This is a genomic window from Streptomyces sp. NPDC002580 (assembly GCF_042889485.1).
Classification (GTDB): domain Bacteria; phylum Actinomycetota; class Actinomycetes; order Streptomycetales; family Streptomycetaceae; genus Streptomyces.
Genome location: NZ_JBIAQZ010000015.1, coordinates 86013 through 100563, shown reverse-complemented (window position 1 = coordinate 100563; position 14551 = coordinate 86013). Strand labels below are relative to the sequence as shown.

The 14551-nt window shown below is 71.0% G+C and carries 16 protein-coding genes; 5 read left to right on the top strand and 11 right to left on the bottom strand.

What is annotated here, in order from left to right; all coding sequences use genetic code 11:
• Positions 1–134: 134 nt before the first annotated feature.
• The 6 genes from ACFYW7_RS34895 to ACFYW7_RS34870 all read right to left on the bottom strand — a co-directional run bounded on the left by ACFYW7_RS34895 (position 135) and on the right by ACFYW7_RS34870 (position 5505).
• Positions 135–752: an RNA polymerase sigma factor gene (locus ACFYW7_RS34895; RefSeq protein WP_389509912.1), complete on the bottom strand. Its 618-nt coding sequence runs from the start codon at positions 750–752 to the stop codon at positions 135–137.
• A 444-nt stretch (positions 753–1196) separates the two neighbouring features.
• Entirely contained in the window at positions 1197–1577 is a 381-nt protein-coding gene (locus ACFYW7_RS34890; RefSeq protein ID WP_389509910.1) for a hypothetical protein, read from the bottom strand.
• A gap of 197 nt (positions 1578–1774) precedes the next feature.
• Entirely contained in the window at positions 1775–2347 is a 573-nt protein-coding gene (locus ACFYW7_RS34885; protein ID WP_389509908.1) for a hypothetical protein, read from the bottom strand.
• 393 nt (positions 2348–2740) lie between these two features.
• The gene (locus ACFYW7_RS34880; RefSeq protein WP_389509906.1) at positions 2741–3538 is read right to left on the bottom strand and encodes a DUF4328 domain-containing protein; all 798 of its coding nucleotides are present in this window, start codon (positions 3536–3538) and stop codon (positions 2741–2743) included.
• A gap of 180 nt (positions 3539–3718) precedes the next feature.
• Positions 3719–5353, bottom strand: coding sequence for a glycoside hydrolase family 20 protein (locus tag ACFYW7_RS34875; RefSeq protein WP_389509904.1), 1635 nt, complete (start codon positions 5351–5353; stop codon positions 3719–3721).
• Complete coding sequence (locus tag ACFYW7_RS34870; protein WP_389509902.1) at positions 5350–5505, bottom strand: hypothetical protein; 156 nt, start codon at positions 5503–5505, stop codon at positions 5350–5352. Before ACFYW7_RS34870 ends, ACFYW7_RS34875 begins: the two co-directional genes overlap by 4 nt.
• 272 nt (positions 5506–5777) lie before the next feature.
• Between ACFYW7_RS34870 and ACFYW7_RS34865 the strand changes: the two genes are divergently transcribed.
• The 5 genes from ACFYW7_RS34865 to ACFYW7_RS34845 all read left to right on the top strand — a co-directional run bounded on the left by ACFYW7_RS34865 (position 5778) and on the right by ACFYW7_RS34845 (position 9952).
• Positions 5778–6350, top strand: coding sequence for a 2-oxo-4-hydroxy-4-carboxy-5-ureidoimidazoline decarboxylase (locus ACFYW7_RS34865; RefSeq protein ID WP_389510008.1), 573 nt, complete (start codon positions 5778–5780; stop codon positions 6348–6350).
• A gap of 167 nt (positions 6351–6517) precedes the next feature.
• Entirely contained in the window at positions 6518–6898 is a 381-nt protein-coding gene (sdhC, locus tag ACFYW7_RS34860) for a succinate dehydrogenase, cytochrome b556 subunit (protein ID WP_389509900.1), read from the top strand.
• Between the two features lie 5 nt (positions 6899–6903).
• The gene (locus ACFYW7_RS34855; RefSeq protein WP_389509898.1) at positions 6904–7395 is read left to right on the top strand and encodes a succinate dehydrogenase hydrophobic membrane anchor subunit; all 492 of its coding nucleotides are present in this window, start codon (positions 6904–6906) and stop codon (positions 7393–7395) included.
• A 23-nt stretch (positions 7396–7418) separates the two neighbouring features.
• Entirely contained in the window at positions 7419–9173 is a 1755-nt protein-coding gene (gene sdhA / locus ACFYW7_RS34850) for a succinate dehydrogenase flavoprotein subunit (RefSeq protein WP_389509896.1), read from the top strand.
• Positions 9173–9952, top strand: coding sequence for a succinate dehydrogenase iron-sulfur subunit (locus ACFYW7_RS34845; protein WP_389509894.1), 780 nt, complete (start codon positions 9173–9175; stop codon positions 9950–9952). The genes sdhA and ACFYW7_RS34845 overlap by 1 nt, the downstream gene beginning before the upstream one ends.
• 122 nt (positions 9953–10074) lie before the next feature.
• Here ACFYW7_RS34845 and ACFYW7_RS34840 read toward each other — a convergent pair whose 3' ends face one another.
• The 5 genes from ACFYW7_RS34840 to ACFYW7_RS34820 all read right to left on the bottom strand — a co-directional run bounded on the left by ACFYW7_RS34840 (position 10075) and on the right by ACFYW7_RS34820 (position 14539).
• On the bottom strand, positions 10075–10338 hold the full coding sequence (locus ACFYW7_RS34840) for a TM2 domain-containing protein (protein ID WP_389509892.1): 264 nt from the start codon (positions 10336–10338) through the stop codon (positions 10075–10077).
• A 326-nt stretch (positions 10339–10664) separates the two neighbouring features.
• Positions 10665–11072, bottom strand: a complete 408-nt coding sequence (locus ACFYW7_RS34835) for a DUF2752 domain-containing protein (RefSeq protein ID WP_389509890.1) — start codon at positions 11070–11072, stop codon at positions 10665–10667.
• Positions 11065–11550, bottom strand: coding sequence for a TM2 domain-containing protein (locus ACFYW7_RS34830; RefSeq protein ID WP_389509888.1), 486 nt, complete (start codon positions 11548–11550; stop codon positions 11065–11067). Before ACFYW7_RS34830 ends, ACFYW7_RS34835 begins: the two co-directional genes overlap by 8 nt.
• A gap of 131 nt (positions 11551–11681) precedes the next feature.
• The gene (locus ACFYW7_RS34825) at positions 11682–14150 is read right to left on the bottom strand and encodes a DUF4132 domain-containing protein (protein WP_389509886.1); all 2469 of its coding nucleotides are present in this window, start codon (positions 14148–14150) and stop codon (positions 11682–11684) included.
• Complete coding sequence (locus ACFYW7_RS34820; protein ID WP_389509885.1) at positions 14147–14539, bottom strand: hypothetical protein; 393 nt, start codon at positions 14537–14539, stop codon at positions 14147–14149. The genes ACFYW7_RS34825 and ACFYW7_RS34820 overlap by 4 nt, the downstream gene beginning before the upstream one ends.
• Positions 14540–14551: the final 12 nt, after the last annotated feature.

The following is a 14551-nucleotide window of genomic DNA, read 5'->3' as shown; positions in this document are numbered from 1 at the left end:
CCCGCCGAGGGGTGCCTCCGCGCCGCTCCGCGCCCGGGTACCGGACGACGGCCTCGCTCCGTTCGGCGCGCGCGCCGCGTACACCGGCGCCTCGCCGTGGACCGGCTTCCCGTCCGGCGGCGGTGCCCCGCGTCTCATCCCGACTCACCCAGCGTCGGAGGTGCCTCATCCGTCACACCCGGGCCGCCGAGCCGGCGCGCGAGCCGCTTCAGACCCCGGTGCGCGGCGGTGCGCACGGCGCCCGGACGCTTGCCCAGAACCCGCGCCGCGGCGGGCCCGTCGAGGCCGACCACGACCCGCAGCAGCACGGCCTCGGCCTGATCGCGGGGCAGGTCCGCGAGCAGCTCCAGGGCGTACGCGGTGGACAGGGTCTCCAGTGCCTCGTCGTCCGTGCTGTGCCGGCCGGGCAGTTCCAGTACGTCCGCTTCGATGGCGGTCCCCCGGGGCCGGACCTTCAGACGCCGCAGATGATCCAGCGCCCGGTGCCGGGCGATGGTCGCGGTCCAGCCGCGGAAGCCGGCGCCGTCCCCGCGGAACCGCCCCAGATCCCGGGCGATCTCCAGCCAGGCGTCGGAGGCCACGTCCTCGGCGTCGTCGCCGACGATCCCGCGCAGGTAGCCGAGCAGTCCGGGATGCACGATCCGGTACGCGACCGAGAAGGCGGCCTCGTCCCCGTCCTGCGCCCGCGCGACGGCCGCACCCAGTTCCCCGTCGTTCGGCTGCACGCGGCGGGATTCCCCTCCCTGGCCCAACACTGTCTTCCCCGTGCCGAGTTCACTCGCTCGTTCCGCCGGCCCTCGGGCCGCATCGGCACCTCATGGTCATCAGCGTCACGCCCCACGGAAGTGTCACAGCCCGTCAGGGGACCCGCCCGCCCCGGACGGATCGACGGCCCCCACCGGCGGCCCCCACCGGCGGGGCGACCGGACGCGCGCCCGCGCGGGTACGGCTTCGGAGGCTGAACGCCCTTGCGCCCGGAGCCGGTTCACCGTACGAGCGGCAGCGGTCACCTCAGCCGGGCCCCGGGCCCCGGGCCCCACCGACCGTCCGGCTCACCGCCCGGCTTCGTCTCACCCCGCCTCGCACACGGCACCGCCGGGCCGCACGGATCCGTGCGGCCCGGACCGACCCCGGCGTGCCCGGCGTGCCCGAGCAGATCCCGGCGGACCCGAGCGGACTCGGGCCGACCCGGGTGGCTACCGCGCGGCCTCCTGGCACAGCAGGCGCAGCGAGCCGTCGCCCTCGTAGCAGCGGCCGGCCTCCTCGATCGGGTCCCAGAGCCGCCCGTCGGGCGTGCGCAGCCAGTGCCGGCCGCCGGTCTCCCCCCACTCGGCGCCGGTCTCGCGGGCGACGACCTCACCGGCGTACGCCCCGAATCCGCGCAGCACGCTCGCGACGGCCGCGTACGGCGCGCCGTCCCGGCGTATCTCCTCGATCACCCGGTCGACGCGCCACAGGCTCCGCGCCGAGTAGTCGAGGCGCAGCCGGGCGCCCTCGCGCATGGCCGCGACCGTGTCGGCCGCCCAGCGAACGGGCTTCGTCGCCGCTGAGGGCCTGGTTGCTTGAGTTGCGTTCACACTCGATAGAGCGCGACGCCGACGGGATTCGTCACCCGTTCGGGCAGGGGTTCGCGACACCGGCCCAGGACCGCCACCTCGCCCCCGGAACCGTCACAGAAACCCCTCAGGAACGAGGTTTGGGCGCACCGGAGGCGTATCCCGCCTCCGGTGCGCCCGCGACCCTGTTCTACGCCGTCCGGCGCATCCCTCCCGCTCTACGCCCTGCCGCGCGCCCGGCGTGACACCACCGCCCGCAGGACGCGTCGCCCCTCCGTCGACGCGTCGAGCGCGAGCCGCAGTCCGCCCGCGCCGTGCTCGGCGAGCAGTTCCAGGATGGCGACCTGCTTCCGCAGCTCGGCGGAGACGAGCGGGGACATGCCCTCCGTACGCCCCTCACGGCGAGCCGTCACGCAGGCCTCGGCGTCGTCGGCGTGGTCGAGGAACCGGTGCACCTGCAGGGCCGCCACCGAGCAGGCGTCCGACCAGGCACGCAGCTCCTCCGCGGAGGGCTTCGCCGGGACGTCCTCGAGCATCCGCCGGGCGAGGAGCGCGGCGTGGTCCTCGTCGGTCACGGCCGGCTCGGGGTCCTCCGCGTCCAGCTTCGCGCGCGCCTCCTCCAGGCGCGTGCCCCACTCGGCCCAGGTGTCCGACTCCGCCAGGCTCGCCCACAGGGGGCGCAGGACGTCGTCGTCACCACCCAGCAGCGGTACGCACCGGTCCAAACAAGCCAGACCGCTTGCCGCCAGGCCTCGCTCATCGGCCTGAGCGATCAGATCCACCAGACTCATCACGACTCCCTCGAAATGCCTCGACAGGGCGCCCTTGCCTTACGGAGCCCGCACTTCCCCTTACTGCGTGCAACGGACCAGGAGTGTCACAGTGCCGCCTCGCGGAGTCGCCGGAAGGAGCGGAAGAACAGGTTTCGGCCAACCGCTCGCGCTCGGCACCCGGCCCGCCCGCAGGGGTCCCGACCCGAGCGGAGTGACCGTTTCCGGCGGGTGCGCCCGGATTTCCGGGCGGGCGCTCCCGGGCTTCGGGTCCCGCCGCCCGCGTACGCCGGACACAGCGGCACCGCGTTCCGCGGTGCCGGGGCGGGCACCCCCGGGCGTGCCGTTCGGCGGCCGGGCCGAACACGCCCCAGGGGTGGGGATCGATCAGGGAACCGGGCGGACCGGCGCGCGTCAGAGGCCGGCCGGAACCGGGCCGCCGCGCGCCTTCCGGTCCTGCATGCCGGTCAGCTTGAGCACGACGAGGATCGCGAGGCCGGCGGCCACCACGTCGAGGCCGTCGGAGAGCATGACCGTGCCGACGGCGTCATGGATCTCCTGGGCGGTGACGGCCTTGCGGTACTCGGAGAATCCGACCCGGCCGACGATCAGTCCGAGGAGCCAGAAGGTCCACCAGAGATTGACGAGCGCCTGCGAGTCACGGGGCCCCTTGGGGCTGCTCGCCGTCCAGATGTCCGACATGATCCGGCGGGGCAGCCACAGGTTCGCGAAGGGGACGAACCAGCCCCAGCCCGCCCAGGCGCGGGACTTGGCGTGCCCGAACGGGTTGAAGACCTCGGCGTTGACGCGGACCCGCAGGAACCAGACCAGGAAGACGACGACGGTCGCGACCAACGCGATCGTCTGCGCCACCCCGGCAACCAGGTAGAGCGAGTCCGCGTCCGCGGCCCGCTCCTGGAGACGGTCACCGAATCCGCCCGCCGCGAGGGAGCCCGTCACGTCGGACATGGTGCGGTCCGCCCAGAGCGCGAAGAGGTCGGTGGCGATCACCAGGCCGAGCAGCGTGGCGGTGGCCCTCCCGAGGGCGACCGGCGAGCGCAGCCAGGCGGGGCCGTGCGGCGTGGTGAACGGCGGCGGACCCAGCAGCGCCGAGGTGAACGGCGGCGGCGGGACGGACCCCTGCGGGCCCGGCGGCGGACCGGGCTGCGGACCCGACTGCGGGACGGGCTGCGGCGATGGTGGCGTGGCCATGAGAACCCCCGACTACGGACGGCACCGCGTGGTGCCGGCGCGAGAAGCCGGGCGCTCCCCTCCCCAGGGATCACGCCCGGCACACGAACACACGCATACGGATATCCGTTCGCATGCGTTTCCGGAAGATACGGTTCGACGCTCCGTCGCGTCCAGCGGGTTCCGCCGCGGCGCCCGGGCTCAGCCCAGTCGGCTCGCGAGTGCCCTGAACTCCGTCCAGGACAGGGCCGGCTTGCGCGGATCCCACAGTTTCTGGGTCAGGGCGCGCAGCGGCATGCGGATGCCCGCCGCGACCTGGTCCTGGGTCTGCGAGTTCGCGAGGTCGCACCAGACGGCGAAGGATCCGCCGAGGATCTGCGGGTCGTACTTCGCCGGGACCGGTGTCGAACCGCGCAGGACGAGCGGGGTCCACTGCTCGTAGATGCGCTGTCCGGTCGGGTAGACGAAGGTCTGCGGTTCGCCGAGGACGTAGTACAGGTACTCGTCGTTGTAGTTGATGACCTTGCGGCCCGTGCTCAGGTACGCGACCGGTTGCCGGGCCCCGATCTCCTTGCCGGTCCAGTACGCCACCTGGAGATCGGCGTTCGCCTGGACGGCGCCGCCGCTGAAGACGCCGTCGTTCCAGACCCGCGCCGTCCGGTCGTGCCCGTGGATCAGCTTGGCGCGGTCGTTCAGCCAGCCGGTCGCGAGGTCGGCGACGCTCGCGCCCGCTCCGTACTTGTTCCTGGCCGCGGTGACCAGCTGCGGGAAGGACGCCGCCGGGTTCGCGACGGTCAGGGCCTGGTACTCGTCGCCGCCCAGGTGCCAGTAGGAGCCCGGGAAGAGGTCCGCGTACTCGTCGAGCAGGTCGTCGACCATGGCCGCCGAGGCGGGCTTGGAGATGTCCACGGCGCCGCGCACGGGGACCCCCGAGACGTTGCGCAGCTGGAGGTCGGGGTGGGCCGCGATGACGGCGCCGAGGTGTCCCGGCGAGTCGATCTCGGGCACGACGGTGATGTGCCGGCTCGCCGCGAGGGCGAGGATCCGGCGGACCTCCGCCTTCGACAGGTGCTGCGTCGACACGATCTCGGGGTGCCGGTCGGACTCGATGCGGAAGCCCTGGTCGTCGGAGAAGTGCAGGCCGAGCTGGTTGTACTTCAGGTCGCCGAGCTCGCGCACCCGGTCCTCGATCCAGGCCGCCGTGAAGTGCTTGCGGGCGATGTCGAGCATGAACCCGCGTACCGGCTTCGCGGGCCGGTCGCGCACGACGCCCTCGGGTGCCGTACCGCCGCCGCGCACCTCCTGCTTGAGGGTGCGCGTGCCGTAGAAGACACCGGTCTCGGCGGGTCCGGAGATGACGGCCCGGCTGTTCTTGACGGTCAGGGTGTACGACTCCGGGCCGGTGTTCTTCTTGTCGAGGGCGAGCTCGACGTCGCCGGCCTCGGCCCCCGTCCGCCCCGCGTACTCGAGCTTGAGCTCACCGGCGAGCAGTCTGCCCTCGTCGGCGAGGCCGTCGTTCCTCACGACCACCCGGCCACCGGCGGCGGGGCGCCAGCCGGGGCCGCGGGCCGCGGTGTGCTCCCGTACGGCGGGAATGGTCCGCGGGGCCTTGGAGAGGGGATACGTCCGGGTCGGCGAGGGGCTGGCCGCGGGCGACACGCCGGCGGTCACGGCCTTCGACCGGTCGCCCGCCCCGGCCGGCTGCCCGTCACCGCCGGGCCAGACCGCCACGGCCACCGCGACCGTCCCGGCGACCGCCAGACCCCCCAGGGCCAGCCCGGCCCGCCCGGTCCGCACGGTCCGCCGCCGCGGCGCCCGACGCCTGCCACCACTCACTGCGCCACCCTCGTCTCTTCCCACTCGTCCGTGATGCCGGCGCAGCCGTACCCGTACAGGCCCGCCCGGGTCGTCCCGACCATGTCGTCCCACGCGTGTCGCCACGCCGCCGACGCCACGCCGGTGTCGCCACCGAATCGGTTTTCCCCCATCCAGGTGTACTCCTCCGACGAGGTGTCCACCTCTCCGGCCGGCTCTCCGCTCCACCCCGAACTCTGCCCCGCCCGTCACCCGGACCGTCCACCGCACGCTCCGAAACTCTCTCGTGCGGGTGAAAACCGGGCATCCGTCGGACAGCTCTGGACACAGCTCGATAGCGTGAGCGGCACAGCTTTCACTTCTCCCCCTGCCAAAACACACGTACCGCGCGCACGTCTTGCTCACCGGACACCGCGCGTCTCCATCCCACCGCCGAGGACCCACGCTGACGTCTCACCGTCTCCCACGCCTCCCCGGCCAGGTCGCCCTCCCCGAGCAGAAGAGCGCGGCGCCGTCCCCGGCCCGGCTCGACGGATTCAACTACGCACCCGTCGACGTGGTCACCCACGCCCTGCTCACCTGCTGCCGCAGCCTGCGCTGGGCCCACCGTCTGGCCCATCACCGCCCCTACCCGGACCTCGGCGCCGTACTGGCCGCGGCCGACGAGGCGGCGTACGACCTGACCCCCGCCGACCTGGCCGAGGCCATGGCCGGTGAATCGCTCACCCTCCTCCCGGACGGCGCGTACTCCGCCGCCCACACCGCGCTGAGCGCCGCCCACGCCGCGTACGAGAGCCGATTCGGACATGTATTCGTCATCTGTCTCGATGAATTCACTCCCGGGGAGGCCCTCGACCAGGTACTCGTCGGCATCCGCTCGCGGCTGGCGAACGAACCCGAGGAGGAACGGGTCGTCACCGCCGACGAACTGCGCAGACTGGCCCGCGGCCGGCTGGCGCGCCTCGTGCGCCGCTTCGCCGACGAGGCGCGACACACCGGCATCCGAGGCCCGGAATAGCCCGAACGTGGCTGATTGATTGCCAGTTTGATCACATTGATAGGGCCGCTGTAAGCGTTCCGACAACACGTCGCTACGATGGCCAGGGCCGGTGGACCGTACCCGGCCGGGCCCGTCCGACAGAGAAGCCGGCGCGGCCCCAATCCCCGCTCCCGGAGGGTTCTTCCGTGCCGGCTGGAACGCTGTACCGCGGCCGGGAAGGAATGTGGTCCTGGGTGGCTCATCGAGTCACCGGCGTCCTCATCTTCTTCTTCCTGTTCGTACACGTCCTGGACACCGCTCTCGTCCGTGTCTCCCCCGAGGCCTACGACGACGTCGTGGCCACGTACAAGACGCCGATCGTCGCGCTGCTGGAGTACGGCCTCGTCGCCGCCATCCTCTTCCACGCGCTCAACGGCCTGCGTGTCATCGCCGTCGACTTCTGGTCCAAGGGCCCGCGCTTCCAGAAGCAGATGCTCTGGTCCGTCGTCGGTATCTGGGTCGTGCTGATGGCCGGGGCCCTGTACCCCGTCCTCGGGCACGCATTCCGCGAAGTCTTCGGGAGCTGACGCAGATGTCCACTACTGACACCGCCGCTTCCGGTATCGGCCCCGTAGAGGGCGCCGGAGAGTTCTCGGCGTACAGCGTCGACAACCCGGCCCCGTTCATCGAGGCTCCCCGCAAGCGCACCAAGAAGACCCCGAAGTCCACCCGTGGCAACTTCGAGATGTACGCCTGGCTCTTCATGCGCCTGTCCGGCATCGTCCTGGTCGTCCTGGTCATCGGCCACCTGCTGATCCAGCTCGTCCTCGACGGCGGCGTCTCCAAGATCGGCTTCGCCTTCGTGGCCGGCCGGTGGGCGAACCCCTGGTGGCAGGTCTGGGACCTCGCCATGCTGTGGCTCGCCATGCTGCACGGCGCCAACGGCCTGCGTACCGTCGTCAACGACTACGCGGAGCGCGCGAACACGCGCCTGTGGCTGAAGGGCCTGCTGTACACCGCCACGGTGTTCACGATCCTGCTGGGCACGCTGGTGATCTTCACCTTCGACCCGAACATCCGCTAGGCACGGGGCTGAGGCAACCACTCATGAAGATCCACAAGTACGACACCGTCATCGTCGGCGCCGGCGGCGCCGGCATGCGCGCCGCCATCGAGTCGACGAAGCGCAGCCGCACCGCCGTGCTGACGAAGCTCTACCCCACCCGCTCCCACACGGGCGCCGCGCAGGGCGGCATGGCCGCCGCGCTCGCCAACGTGGAAGAGGACAACTGGGAGTGGCACACCTTCGACACGGTCAAGGGTGGCGACTACCTGGTCGACCAGGACGCCGCCGAGATCCTGGCGAAGGAGGCCATCGACGCGGTCCTCGACCTGGAGAAGATGGGTCTTCCGTTCAACCGGACGCCCGACGGGACGATCGACCAGCGCCGCTTCGGCGGTCACTCCCGCAACCACGGTGAGGCCCCGGTCCGCCGGTCCTGCTACGCCGCGGACCGCACCGGTCACATGATCCTCCAGACGCTGTACCAGAACTGCGTGAAGGAGGGCGTGGAGTTCTTCAACGAGTTCTACGTCCTCGACCAGCTCATCGTCGAGGTCGACGGGGTCAAGCACTCCGCGGGCGTCGTCGCCTACGAGCTGGCGACCGGCGAGATCCACGTCTTCCAGGCGAAGGCCGTGATCTACGCGTCCGGCGGCACCGGCAAGTTCTTCAAGGTGACCTCCAACGCGCACACCCTGACGGGTGACGGCCAGGCGGCCGTCTACCGTCGCGGGCTGCCGCTGGAGGACATGGAGTTCTTCCAGTTCCACCCGACCGGCATCTGGCGCATGGGCATCCTGCTGACGGAGGGCGCCCGCGGTGAGGGCGGCATCCTCCGCAACAAGGACGGCGAGCGCTTCATGGAGAAGTACGCGCCGGTCATGAAGGACCTCGCGTCCCGTGACGTCGTGTCCCGCTCCATCTACACGGAGATCCGTGAGGGCCGCGGCTGCGGTCCCGAGGGCGACCACGTCTACCTCGACCTCACGCACCTCCCGCCGGAGCAGCTGGACGCCAAGCTGCCCGACATCACGGAGTTCGCGCGCACCTACCTCGGTATCGAGCCCTACACGGACCCGATCCCGATCCAGCCCACGGCGCACTACGCCATGGGCGGCATCCCGACGAACGTCCAGGGTGAGGTCCTCGCGGACAACACCACGGTCGTCCCGGGCCTGTACGCCGCCGGTGAGGTCGCCTGCGTGTCGGTGCACGGCGCCAACCGCCTCGGCACGAACTCGCTCCTGGACATCAACGTCTTCGGACGCCGGTCCGGCATCGCGGCCGCGGAGTACTCGGCGAAGGCCGACTACCTCGAGCTGCCCGAGGACCCGGCCGGCCAGGTCGTGGCCCAGGTCGAGCGTCTGCGTGCCTCCACGGGCACCGAGCGGGTCGCCGACATCCGCCGGGAGCTGCAGGAGTGCATGGACGCCAACGTGATGGTGTTCCGCACCGAGCAGACCATCAAGACGGCGGTCGAGAAGATCGCGGAGCTGCGCGAGCGCTACCTCAGCGTCTCGGTCCAGGACAAGGGCAAGCGGTTCAACACGGACCTCCTCGAGGCCATCGAGCTGGGCAACCTGCTCGACCTGGCCGAGGTCATGGCCGTGTCCGCGCTCGCCCGGAAGGAGTCCCGCGGCGGTCACTACCGCGAGGACTACCCGACCCGGGACGACGTCAACTTCATGCGCCACACCATGGCGTACCGCGAGGTCGGCGAGGACGGCACCGAGTCCATCCGTCTCGACTACAAGCCGGTCGTCCAGACCCGCTACCAGCCGATGGAGCGTAAGTACTGATGGCTACTCCCACCCTGGACAAGGCGGACGCGGCGGGCACGCCCGAGCCCGGTTTCGCCGACTCCCCGTACATCACCGCCACCTTCCGCGTGCGCCGCTTCAACCCGGAGATCTCGGCGGAGTCGGTCTGGGAAGACTTCCAGCTGGAGATCGACCCCAAGGAGCGTGTCCTCGACGCGCTGCACAAGATCAAGTGGGACCAGGACGGAACGCTCACGTTCCGCCGCTCCTGCGCGCACGGCATCTGCGGATCGGACGCCATGCGGATCAACGGCAAGAACCGCCTGGCCTGCAAGACGCTGATCAAGGACCTCAACCCCGAGAAGCCGATCACGGTCGAGGCCATAAAGGGTCTGACGGTCCTGAAGGACCTCGTGGTCGACATGGACCCGTTCTTCCAGGCGTACCGCGACGTGATGCCCTTCCTCATCACGAAGGACACCAACGAGCCGACGCGCGAGCGTCTGCAGTCCGCCGAGGACCGCGAGAGGTTCGACGACACGACCAAGTGCATCCTGTGCGCGGCGTGCACGTCGTCCTGCCCGGTGTTCTGGAACGACGGCCAGTACTTCGGTCCGGCCGCCATCGTGAACGCCCACCGCTTCATCTTCGACTCGCGTGACGAGGCGGGCGAGCAGCGGCTGGAGATCCTGAACGACAAGGACGGCGTGTGGCGTTGCCGCACGACGTTCAACTGCACGGACGCCTGCCCCCGAGGCATCGAGGTCACGAAGGCGATCCAGGAGGTCAAGCGGGCGCTGATCACCCGGCGCTTCTGACCTCCGGTCCGTACACGGACGAAGGGCCCCGTTCCCGACCGGAAACGGGGCCCTTCGTCGGTTCGCCGCCCGTCGGCTCCGGCCTGCCGCCGCCAGTGGCCGGTCGAGGGCGACCACTGACGTCAGCCGCGCAGGACGCGGCCCTGCTTGTCGGTGCGGTCGTTGCTCGTGAAGAACAGGATCGCGTCGATCAGGGCCCAGACGCCGAGGCCGCCGCAGGTGAAGAGCTGGGCGATGGCGACACCGGTGGAACCGACGTAGAAACGGCCGGCACCGAAGCCGCCGAGGAACAGCTGGAGAACTCCGGCGATGACCTTGGACTTGTCGGAGTAGGGACGGCCCTGCGGGTCGTGGCCGAAGGGGGCGTCAGGGGTGGGGACGGTCATGAGAATTGCTCCTGGATGACTGAGTACAACCGGAACAGATCGTTCCGGAGGGGGTCCCAGGAGGGATCTCATGGCAGAGCTCGCCCATGGATTGTGCGCCCGCCATCCCCCCTGCGCCTTCGGAGCGTACGGAAATTTGAAGCCTCAATGGGAGAGAAATCGATCAATCGTTCCCATCCCGTGATCGTATTCCGTCAACCTCCGACAGCCCCTCAGGTGACGCCGTCTCCCCTGGTGGCCCGTCAACTCCGGTGCCTGTACGACAACCGTCCGAGCACAGGGCCCGGGGGTGGCCCGCCGGGACCCCAAGGAGGGTCTGAACGGCTCTAGAGGACGTTGCGGAGAACGGTCCAGGACACCGCCGTCAGCAGGACCAGCGCCTGCGCGCGGGGCTTCAGTACGGGCCGCCAGCGGCGCCCCCGCAAGCCCTCGGTGATCCAGCGCGCCAGTAGCGCGAGGGCGAACGGCGAGGCGAGCAGCATCACCCTGTTGTCGAGCCAGGCCGCGCCGACATGACCGTGCATCAGGTCGTACACCATGCGGGTGCCGCCACAGGCCGGGCAGAGCAGTCCGGTGACGAGGCGGAACGGGCACCGGGGCAGGACATGGCCCGGCTCGTGCGGATCGGTGACGTACAGATAGCCGGCCCCGGCCACCCCCGCGGTGAGCACCGCGAGGGGGGCCGTGGCCGGATGCCGCGGCGCGACCGGGCGCGCCGCGCCGGAATCAGCCACGCAGGATCCGGCCCTCGGAGTCCGTGGCGTCGTTCCCGACGAGCAGCATGATGCCGTCGATCAGGGCCCATATGCCGAGGCCGCCGCAGGTGAAGAGCTGGGCTATGCCGATGCCGACGTTGCCCATGTAGAAGCGCCCGATGCCGAGGCTGCCCAGGGCGAGCTGGAGGACACCGGCGACGATCTTCGACTTCTCGGAGTACGGGCGGCCGTAGGGGTCGTAGCCGTACGGGGCGTTCGGGTCGCCGGTGTAGGTGCCGGGCGGGACCGGACCCATCGGGTAGCCGCCGGGCGCCGGGTAGCCGTACGGCCCGGGGGGCGGGTAGGCGCCGGGCTGGCCGGGGCCGTAGGCGCCGGGGCCGTACGGACCCGGTCCGCCGGGCGGAGTCGCTCCGGGGGGCGTCGCGCCGGGGTTCGGATAGCCGTAGCCGGGCGGCTGGTCCGAGGGCTGCGGCGACTGCGGCGGCTGGTCGGTCAAGGTGCTGGCTCCTGGTGTGCCCACGCGTGGTGACGTAGGACTCGAGTTCGAAATTCGAAAATCAGTCAGGCCATCTTGCAGGAGGAACCCCTCTGCGGAGAAGTGGGTTCGTCCACGGACACCCGAGGTCGTCAGATCTGACTCAGGATCGTCGGATCCGTGATCCGCAGATCGTCCGCCAGCAGCATCGCCTTGCTCAGGATCACCGCCAGCGTCCGGTCCCCCTCGAACGGCAGATAGCCGGAGCGCGGTTCTCCCGTACCGGCCTTCGGGACGATGCACAGATACTGGTCGTTCGGGCTCATCATGATGTTGCCCGAGCCGAGGTGGATCTTGTACGTGTGGCGCTCGCCCCTCACGTGCAGGAAGCGGCCCTCCAGGGTGCAGCGGTCGGCTATCGCGAGGCGTGGGACCAGACGCTCCAGCAGCACGCGGCGGGTCTCCGCGCTCTGGTTCAACTCGCCGAAGCCGTAGGACGTCCAGTACGCCTGGAAGCGGCCGCCGGGGCCGCCGTCCTGCCAGGTCGGGTCGTTGCCGACGCTCGCGACACCCACGAACAGGTCGACGTCGCGCAGGACTTCGGACAGGACCAGGGGCGGGATCTCGGTGAGGGGCAGGGGCTCCACCGGGTCCTGGCCGTCCCGCAGCCACATGCGGTAGCCCCCGCCGTAGCAGCTCGCCGAGTTCTCGGGGGCGTCCAGCGGGTAGAAGCGCACCTGGTCGGTGCGCAGCCGCAGATAGCTGCCGGACTCGGTGGTGTCCACGCCGTACTCCTCGCCGTCGCCCTCGATCCAGTACTCGGCGCGCAGGCCCCAGTGCGGCAGTTCCCGGGTGGCCGGGGGCGCCTGGTCGTCGACGCAGAGGCGGAGCTTGTTGCGCCAGCCCCGGACGGCGGCCAGGGAGTGGAACTGGTGCTGGCGCACGAAGTGCGCGGCGAAGCGGTTCGAGTACGTGCCCGTCGCGCGCTCGGCGTCGGTGAGCAGGTACACCTCGCGATGGGCCTGCTTGAAGGGCTGGGTGATCTCGTGGCGCTCCAGCCAGTCCCGCCAGGCGACCACCTCGGCCGGCTCACGGCCGACCGGGTGCCAGAGGGTGACCTCCCGGCCGCCCTTCACCGGGTCGTCGGTGAGGGTGGACAGCTCGCCGTTCGCGAACCCGACCGTCGTGCCGTCGACCGTCCACAGGAGCCGGCGGGCGAAGGTGCCGACGAGCGGGTGGTCGAGGTAGCGCTCGCGCCAGGTGTCGTACGCCCAGGTGCGCCGGGCGAGGAACTGCCGGTCCAGGCGCTCGGACTGCGCCGACAGCATCTTGTCGAGGTCCTTGACCGCCGCCTTCAGCTCCTTGAGCTCCTCGGCGTACTCGCGCCGCACGGCCGCGGGCACGCTCTTGACGGCCTTGCCGGTCGCGCCCCGCCAGCTCAGCACGGCGCGGGTGCCCTGGACGTCGACGAGGGCGGCGATCTCTCCGAAGTCGTGCCGGGCGTGCCCCACCTCGGTGAGTCCGTACGCCGGGACGGCCAGTTCCTCGATCTCCTCGCGGCTCAGGCCGAGGGCGGTGGCCCGCGCCTCGAGGGCGCCGTCGATGAGCTTCGCCGTGCCCTTGTACGTCACCCGGGTGGCCAGCCTGGCCAGTTCGGCGAGGGCGGACTCGCTGTCGGTCCGGGCGAGCGCGACTACACCGGCGTTGGCGACTTTCGGGTTGCGCGGGCCGAGTCCGGCGACCTTCTTGAGGGAGGTCTCGACGAGCGCGCCGAGGGCCCGGGCGGTGTCGGCGTGGGGCGGCAGCAGGGAGACCAGCCAGGCGAGACCGCGCAGGGCGTTGGCGTTGTACGGGTCGTATGTCTCATTCGCGTCCGGCCCGTACCGCCCGTCGGACAGCGGGAAGGTCCGGGGGCGGCCGGCGAGGGCCAACCAGGGCAGCACGGTGACGCGGACGCGGTCGGCACCGAGGGCTTCCACGAGGGCGTGGGCCCGCTCGTCCCACTTGGCGGAGGGCTTGGCGGCGGCGGCGGTCGTCAGATGGGTCAGAAGCTCCCCCCAGCCGGAGCCCGAGCCGTCCGCCAGCGCCTGCTCGGCCCACGGCTCACCGACGTTGAGGACGGGCTGGGCGAACTCCTCGGCCACACCCCTCAGAGGCCGGGAGTGGCCGGAGTCAATGAACGTGCGGCGGAACGCGGCGACGACGGCGGGGGCCAGCCGGCGTCCGGCCACCAGCTCGGTCTCGACCAGCTCGCCGATCCCCGTGATGTACCCGCAGGCATACAGGTTGCCGAGTTCGTCGACCTGCCGCTGCCGCTCCACGGAGAGCCGGTCCTCGGGGAGGTCCCGGGAGATGACGCCGTGCAGGATCAACACGCTGATCCAGGCGTTCCTCCCGTCACCGACCGAGTCGTAGCGATCCGCCAGCGCGTCGGCCAGTCTGGTCCGCTGCTCGACGGAGAGTGCGCGCAGCGTTCCGAGGATCTCCCCCCAACCGCCGCTCCAGAAACCCTTCTTGGACGAGGCCGCCTCGATCACCGCGGTGGCGAGCTCCCCCATGTTGCCCTCGGCCGCCCGCTCGCGGACCCGCTCGGCGTATGTACCGGTGCCGTTCATCGTCATCCCCCCACCAGCGCGACGAGCTTGAGGAACGTGACCTCGGTGCCCAGGAGCAGTTCGATCTCCTCGTCGAGGTCCGTCACCTGGCGCTCCCCGACGAGCACCAGGAAGCCGTTCCCCGTGAAGGCCCTCAGCGCCCGCCTGGTCTGCGCCTCGGGATCGATCCGCCGCGGTGTCCGCACCGCGTAGCCGTTCAGCACCCGTTCGGTGTTCTCGGGCTGCACGAGCCCCTGGAACACCTCCGGCGTACCCGCGTTGTACTCGGCGACCTCCTGGAAGATCCTTCGCCGGATCAACTCGCGCAGCGCGAGCCGCTCCTCGGCGATCTCCAGTCCCCAGCCGGCACCGCGGTCCCCACTGGTCGTCTCGTCGACGAACATCACCATTCCCATGCGGACGACAGT

Coding starts and splice junctions, on each gene's coding strand:
- ACFYW7_RS34840 (WP_389509892.1), bottom strand. CDS start 10,338: ATGACCGTCCCCACCCCTGACGCCCCCTTCGGCCACGACCCGCAGGGC.
- ACFYW7_RS34880 (WP_389509906.1), bottom strand. CDS start 3,538: ATGGCCACGCCACCATCGCCGCAGCCCGTCCCGCAGTCGGGTCCGCAG.
- sdhA (WP_389509896.1), top strand. CDS start 7,419: ATGAAGATCCACAAGTACGACACCGTCATCGTCGGCGCCGGCGGCGCC.
- ACFYW7_RS34855 (WP_389509898.1), top strand. CDS start 6,904: ATGTCCACTACTGACACCGCCGCTTCCGGTATCGGCCCCGTAGAGGGC.
- ACFYW7_RS34825 (WP_389509886.1), bottom strand. CDS start 14,150: ATGACGATGAACGGCACCGGTACATACGCCGAGCGGGTCCGCGAGCGG.
- ACFYW7_RS34870 (WP_389509902.1), bottom strand. CDS start 5,505: ATGGGGGAAAACCGATTCGGTGGCGACACCGGCGTGGCGTCGGCGGCG.
- ACFYW7_RS34885 (WP_389509908.1), bottom strand. CDS start 2,347: ATGAGTCTGGTGGATCTGATCGCTCAGGCCGATGAGCGAGGCCTGGCG.
- ACFYW7_RS34845 (WP_389509894.1), top strand. CDS start 9,173: ATGGCTACTCCCACCCTGGACAAGGCGGACGCGGCGGGCACGCCCGAG.
- ACFYW7_RS34820 (WP_389509885.1), bottom strand. CDS start 14,539: ATGGGAATGGTGATGTTCGTCGACGAGACGACCAGTGGGGACCGCGGT.